We start from the raw sequence: 4,940 nt of genomic DNA, 5'->3' as shown, positions 1-4,940 counted from the left end.
ATTTTGAACTACGCAATAGATACTTATCATCTACATTTATTTCATCAACATATTCTTTTATATTCAATAAATGTACACCTGTTTCCTCCTAAAAAAACAGACAAAAGCTAATTAAAGTTTTTGTCTGCATCATCATTAACTTAATACATTTGTTAATTGTGGTACCACTTGTTTTTTACGTGATACAACATCTTTTAGGGTCGCTGTATTATTATCTAATTCTACCTCAAAAGCTTTTTTAATTGCTTGTGTTTGTGCACCTAATGCTAACACTTTTGAATCTGAATTTAAAATATCTGTTACAACAAAAACAAATAATCCATAACCATTTACTTCAATTTCTTTTTGAATTGCTGCTTCAAAATCCGCTTGACGTTCAAATACTTCATCCACATCAACCGTATTAATTTGAGCAACAGCTACTTTATACTCACCCATTGTAAATGCTTTAGCATCTAAATTAATTAATGTTTCAACTGATTTATCAGCTGTTGACGCACCTGCTTTCAACATTTGTAAACCATATTCATTCATGTCCACTTGTGCAATTTTAGCTAATTCAATTGCTGCTAATTTATCTTCTTCTGTACAAGTTGGTGATTTAAATAATAATGAATCTGAAATAATTGCTGATAGTAATAAACCTGCAATTGCTTGTGGTATTATAACGTCACGTTCTTTAAATAATTTTAATAAAATAGTTGCTGTACACCCTACTGGTTCAGCACGATAGTAAATTGGATCGGCTGTTTTAAAATTATCAATTCTATGATGATCAACTACTTCTAAAATAGCTGCTTCTTCAATGCCATCAGCTGATTGTTGAAATTCATTATGATCGACTAAAATAACTTGTTGCCCTGATGTTAATGATGATATTAAGTCTGGTGTTTCAACTTTAAAATATTCTAACGCAAAGCGTGTTTCATCATTAAGTTCACCTAAACGTACTGCTTGTGTATCTAAGCCTAATTGTTTTTTTAAATAACTATACGAAATAGCTGAACAAATTGTATCTGTATCTGGATTTTTATGTCCAAAAATTAAAATTGACATCAAAATTACCTCTCTTTATATAAAGTTATGATAAATATTTTACTATGTTTATCTGTATTTGACCATACATTTTCATTAAAATTTATCGTTATTTCTTACTAATAGTAAAAGGAGCTAGTTTTCTAGCTCCTTTTACTATTTTTTCAAATGAAATAATTGCTTTAACGTATCTTTTGATGTTTCTATAAAGTTTCTTTTAGCAACTATTGTTAAATCAGGTGTTTTATAAATCGCTTGTGGCAATACTTTAGCCTTCATTAAAATTTGTTGCTCATCTATTTTATTAATTTCATAAGTTGGTTTCACTAATTGTTTTGTACGTCGTACAATAGGTTCATTAGCATTAAATTTATGAATTTTTTTCAACATTTGATTTTCTAAATTATGATCTTTCGTTAAATGATCTACTTGTTGTAATTTATCCACAACATACCCATCTTTAAGACCAGGTACATACTTATATTTAGTATAAAATAAAATAACAAGTAATGACACTAAAGATAATAATAACCATATTAAACTAAAATAAAAACTAAAACCGTATTTTTCTCCCAATAACGCTAAAAATAAATGTTTAATAATTGGACCTACAAAAATTAATAAACCTAAAATATATAATATATGTCTAAGAAAATTTAATTGTACTAGATAAGATGTTAATTTATAAATAATTACCACATCTAAAACAATTAAAATAATTAAAAGTAGATTAAACATACATAACCTCCTTCACAATCTTTATTTATCATACATTGAATTAACACAAATGTCATCGACTTAACTTTCTTGTAATATAATCTTAATGTTTTAATAATAAAAATAGCTGTAACACTTTCTATGCTACAGCTATTTTTATTATTAATTGATAAGATTACCTTCTATCATTACATATTTAATTGATAAATCTTGTTCATCGACTACTAATAAATCTGCAATTTTATGCTCTTCAATTGAACCAAAATCATGATCAATATTAATTGACTGTGCTGGATGTAATGACGCCATTTTCCAAATTTCAAACAAAGGTAAATTTGTATATGCCAACATATTTTTAATGCCATCTAACAATATTAATGTACTTCCTGCTAAAGAACCTTCTTGTGTTCTAGCAATACCATTTTTAACGGTAACCGACAGTTCACCTAATATTGTATCGCCATCTGGCATATTTCCAGCACGCATACAATCTGTAATTAAACAAATTTGATTAGTTTTTAATGTTGTTGTTAAATTGACAACATGAGAATCAACATGATGCCCATCAACAATTAATTCAGCAAATGTATTTTCACTATCAAAAAAAGCACCTACAACACCTGGTTCTCTATGATGTAAACCACGCATACCATTATACAAATGAATAAATATGTTTGCACCTGATTGAATCGCTTGTCGACATTGATCATATGTTGCATCAGTATGACCTATCGCTACATTAATATTTTGACAACGCATCTCTTCAATAAATGGGATAACATTTGCACGTTCTGGTGCTAAAGAAACTTTTTTTATCGCACCTTTAGCTAATTGTTGCAAATGATTAATTTCTTCTACTGAAGGATCTCTAAAATATTGTGCATTTTGCGCACCTTTATATTTTTCAGTAAAAAATGGTCCTTCTAAAAAAATTCCGACAGATTTAGCACCTGGCCATCCTAATTCATCCACTTGTGCGATTGACTGACAAGCCGCTTCCAATTCATGTTTTGGGGCTGTTAACGTTGTTGGCATAAATCTTGTTGTACCCACAGTTAGTAAGTTTTTTGACATATCTAATAAGCCTTCAACTTGTGCATCCATAATATCATATCCTTTAAATCCATGGATATGTGTATCTATAATCCCTGGTGCTATAAGGTAGTCACGAAAATCCAAAATTTCTTGACTAGGTGCATCATCTACAAAACCAGCGAAACGCCCTTCATCATTAATGACCAAATATTGTTCTGTTTCATATATTTGATCAACTAATATAAATTTTTTACCTTTAATATATTTTGTCATATTATACCTCCTACTATTACGTTGACGATTTAAGAAATAAAACCATGTTTAATTAATGCATAACGAATACCATCTTCATTAACAGATAAAGTTACATCATCAGCGATTGCTTTCAATGGTTCTATAGCATTTCCCATAGCAATACCAAGACCAGCTGCTGCTATCATTTCCATATCATTACTTTCATCACCAAAGGCAACTGTATCAGCCATATCAAATCCTAATACTTTAGCTAATATTTTTAAACCTTCTGCTTTTGAGCCATTAGCTGGAATTAAATCTATACAATCTTTATGCCATCGTATATAACGAATATGATCATAAAGTCGATAATGTTTTTGTTCTTGTTCATTAACGAATAATAAACCTTGATAAATTGCTTCATTATCAAAAAAATTTAAATCAACTGAAGGTAACCCTACTTTTAAAGGTTGCATAGTACTCACAATAATGGGATCATCTATTGTAGAAGCCATTCCTTCACTACTTTGCCAACAAATGGCATGCTCTAATTTTTTAGCATGTTCGATAATTTCTAAACATTCATTTCTATTTAATAAATTTTGAAATATAATCTCACCTTCATTTAATACTAAAGAACCATTAAACGAAACAAAACTATTAATATTTAATTGTTCTGCAATTGGTCTTACCATAAATGGTGCACGACCAGAAGCAATGACCGTAATATGTCCTAACTCTTGTAATTGACGAATTGATTCAATTGTTGATGAAGGGATAATTTTTTTTTCATTAATTAATGTTCCATCAATATCAAAGAAAAAGATCTTTTTTTTCATTATTGTTCTCACTTTCTAAAAATTATTTAAACATCCAAAAATAAATTAAAATAATTGTACCTAAAATAATACGATAATAACCAAAAAATTTAAAATCATGTTTCTTTAAGTAACCAATTAATAATTTAATTGCAGCGATTGATACAATAAATGAAGTTAACATTCCTACTAATAGAATAATAATTTCAGACATTGTAAATGATAAGCCATGACTTGCAATTTTTAATATAGATACACCAAACATAACAGGAATACTTAAAAAGAAAGAAAATTCTGTTGCTACAAAACGTGATGTACCTAAAATTAATCCACCTAAAATTGTCGCACCTGAGCGTGATGTACCTGGTACTAATGATAAAACTTGAAATAAACCTATTAAAAATGCTGTTTTAAATGTTAAATCATTTAAATTATCAATTTTAATTTCTTTATTTTTTTGTTTGTTTTCTACTACAATAAAAATAATACCATAAAAAATCAATGCTACCGCAACTACTTGTGCTGTCATTAGATGTTCATCCATAAAATCATTAAATAATAATCCAGCAACTACTGCTGGTAAAACACCTACAACAACTTTTAACCATAATACCCATGTATTATATTTATCTTGTCCCATGGCATGTTCAAATCGTGCTGTTGATCTTACTCTTTTAGTTTTACCATTTAATCGATACCATGAATTTTTAAGTGCAATATTAGCAGCCATCTTTAATTCTTTAAAATTGTTTTTTGACATCTTAAAGAATGGATTTAACTTTGGCCAATATAACAAAATCACTGCAAAAATCGCACCTAATTGAATAACATAAGAGAACACATTTAAAAATGATTTTGAAGCATTTAATTTTAAAAATTCATCAGCTAATATAATATGACCTGTACTACTAATTGGTAACCACTCAGTAATACCTTCAACGATACCTAAAATAATCGTTTTAATAATTTCTATTAACATATTCTACTCCTTTAAACATATTTATTTACCATTTTCAATGATAATACGTTAATCGTTGAACGTCAATGAATTGTATATCATTTTTATCTTATTATAAGATGTATCTATTGCGTAGTTCAAAA

The 4,940-nt window shown here is 28.3% G+C and carries 5 protein-coding genes; all 5 read right to left on the bottom strand.

Going from position 1 to position 4,940, the window contains the following annotated elements:
- Window positions 1-135 precede the first annotated feature (135 nt).
- The 5 genes from AC5EAH_RS07730 to AC5EAH_RS07710 all read right to left on the bottom strand — a co-directional run bounded on the left by AC5EAH_RS07730 (window position 136) and on the right by AC5EAH_RS07710 (window position 4,818).
- Window positions 136-1,059, bottom strand: coding sequence for a manganese-dependent inorganic pyrophosphatase (locus AC5EAH_RS07730; RefSeq protein WP_493494203.1), 924 nt, complete (start codon window positions 1,057-1,059; stop codon window positions 136-138).
- Window positions 1,060-1,191: 132 nt separating this feature from the next.
- Window positions 1,192-1,773 carry a hypothetical protein gene (locus tag AC5EAH_RS07725; RefSeq protein ID WP_493494202.1) on the bottom strand — a complete coding sequence of 194 codons (582 nt, stop codon included), beginning with the start codon at window positions 1,771-1,773 and terminating at the stop codon, window positions 1,192-1,194.
- A gap of 141 nt (window positions 1,774-1,914) precedes the next feature.
- Window positions 1,915-3,060: an N-acetylglucosamine-6-phosphate deacetylase gene (gene nagA / locus AC5EAH_RS07720; RefSeq protein ID WP_493494201.1), complete on the bottom strand. Its 1,146-nt coding sequence runs from the start codon at window positions 3,058-3,060 to the stop codon at window positions 1,915-1,917.
- A 29-nt stretch (window positions 3,061-3,089) separates the two neighbouring features.
- Window positions 3,090-3,860: a Cof-type HAD-IIB family hydrolase gene (locus AC5EAH_RS07715; RefSeq protein WP_493494200.1), complete on the bottom strand. Its 771-nt coding sequence runs from the start codon at window positions 3,858-3,860 to the stop codon at window positions 3,090-3,092.
- A gap of 22 nt (window positions 3,861-3,882) precedes the next feature.
- On the bottom strand, window positions 3,883-4,818 hold the full coding sequence (locus AC5EAH_RS07710) for an undecaprenyl-diphosphate phosphatase (RefSeq protein ID WP_493494199.1): 936 nt from the start codon (window positions 4,816-4,818) through the stop codon (window positions 3,883-3,885).
- Window positions 4,819-4,940: the final 122 nt, after the last annotated feature.

The organism is Staphylococcus sp. B1(2026) (genome assembly GCF_058895785.1).
Note: the sequence above shows the minus strand (reverse complement) of the source record. Positions and strands in the feature narration are given on the sequence as shown.